We start from the raw sequence: 1,931 nt of genomic DNA, 5'->3' as shown, positions 1-1,931 counted from the left end.
GTCCTGCACCGGGAAGAAGCCTTTCGGCACAACCATATAGAGGAATACGGTCAACCCCAGCGTAGCGATGGCCACCAGCAAGGTCAGAGGCTGGTGCTTGAGCACCCAGCGCAGCATCCGACCGTACTCGGCAATCATCCAGTCAATCACCGCACCACTGGCCCGATAGAAACGGCCCTGCTCGTGTTCTTCCGGTTCACGCTTGAGCAGACGCGCGCACATCATCGGCGTCAGGGTCAGCGAGACCACCAGCGAAATCAGGATCGCCACGGCCAGGGTGATGGCGAATTCGCGGAACAACCGCCCGACCACATCGGCCATGAACAGCAGCGGGATCAACACCGCAATCAGCGACAGCGTCAGGGAAATCAGGGTGAAACCGATCTGCTTCGCCCCTTTGAGCGCAGCCTGCATCGGGCTGTCGCCCTCCTCGATGAAACGCGCAATGTTTTCCAGCATCACGATCGCATCGTCGACCACAAAACCGGTGGCGATGGTCAGTGCCATCAGCGTCAGGTTGTTGACCGAAAATCCGGCGAGGTACATCACGCCGAAGGTGCCGATCAGCGACAGCGGCACCGCCACGGAGGGAATGATGGTCGCACTGGCACGGCGCAGAAACAGGAACGTCACCATCACCACCAGCGCGATGGCAATCAGCAATTCGTGTTGCACGTCAGTGACCGAGGCACGGATGGTCTGGGTGCGGTCGGTGAGCACCGTCACGTCAAGGCCGGCCGGCAGATTGTCGGTGATGCTCGGCAGCAGGGCCTTGATGCGGTCGACCACTTCAATGACGTTGGCCCCTGGCTGACGCTGGATGTTCAGCAACACGGCCTGATTCTGGTTGGCCCACGCGGCGAGACGCTCGTTTTCGGCGCCATCGACGATTTCCGCCACATCCTTGAGCCGTAACGGCGCACCGTTCTTGTACGCCAGGATCAGGTTGGCGTAGTCCTTGGGCGAGGTCAGTTGGTCGTTGGCATCGAGCATCGACACTCGGGTCGGACCGTCAAAGTTACCTTTCGGCTGGTTGACGTTGGACGCGCCGATCAGGGTGCGCACGTCGGACAGGTTCAGGCTGTTGGCTGCCAGCGCTTCCGGGTTGACCTTGATCCGCACCGCCTGGCGCTGGCCGCCGGCAATGCTGACCATACCGACGCCGCTGATCTGGGCGATCTTCTGCGCCATGCGCGTATCGACCAGGTCATTGAGCTTGGGCAGGAGCATGGTTTTCGAGGTGATCGCGAGGGTCAGCACCGGGGTGTCCGCCGGATTGACCTTGTTGTACACCGGCGGTGCCGGCAAGTCGGTCGGCAACAGGTTGGTCGCGGCGTTGATCGCGGCCTGCACCTGTTGTTCGGCGACGTCCATGTTGATGTCGAGGCTGAAGCGCAGGGTCAGTACCGACGCACCGCCGGAACTGGTCGAGGCCATTTGCGTGAGGCCAGGCATCTGCCCGAACTGGCGCTCGAGCGGCGCGGTCACGGCGCTGGTCATTACGTCCGGGCTGGCGCCGGGATACAGGGTCATGACGCGGATGGTCGGGTAATCGACCTGCGGCAATGCCGATACCGGCAACAGGCGATAAGCAATCAGGCCGGCCAGGATAATCGCCAGCATGCTGAGGGTGGTGGCTACCGGACGGAGGATGAACAGCCGCGAAATGTTCATGCGCCCTTCTTGGCCTTGTCAGCGACGGCAGCGTCCGGCGCCGTGGCGGCGGCCTTGCCTTGCAGGTGTTCGGTTGGCGTGGTCGGCACCTGATTGCTGTCGTTGACTACTTCCACTTCGCTGCCTTCCTTGAGGCGGTCGGTGCCTTCGAGTACCACCCGGTCGCCGGCCGCTAGACCTTCGGTGACCACTGTGTTTTCGCCGTCGCTGGCGCCGATTTTCAATTGGCGGATGGTGACTTTCTTGTCGCCGTCCAG

1 protein-coding gene and 1 pseudogene are annotated in these 1,931 nt (G+C 62.1%); both read right to left on the bottom strand.

Annotated features, from left to right (window positions below; all coding sequences use genetic code 11):
* Nucleotides 1-1,674: efflux RND transporter permease subunit (locus tag DBR24_RS13215; protein WP_146189036.1), on the bottom strand; the 1,674-nt coding region annotated here is incomplete at its 3' end.
* Nucleotides 1,671-1,931 (bottom strand): annotated as a pseudogene (locus tag DBR24_RS13210) (multidrug transporter subunit MdtA); the annotation flags it as partial. The pseudogene DBR24_RS13210 and the gene DBR24_RS13215, both read right to left, overlap by 4 nt.

The sequence above is a fragment of the Pseudomonas sp. HMWF006 genome (genome assembly GCF_003061205.1).
GTDB classification, from domain to species: domain Bacteria; phylum Pseudomonadota; class Gammaproteobacteria; order Pseudomonadales; family Pseudomonadaceae; genus Aquipseudomonas; species Aquipseudomonas monsensis.
Note: the sequence above shows the minus strand (reverse complement) of the source record. Positions and strands in the feature narration are given on the sequence as shown.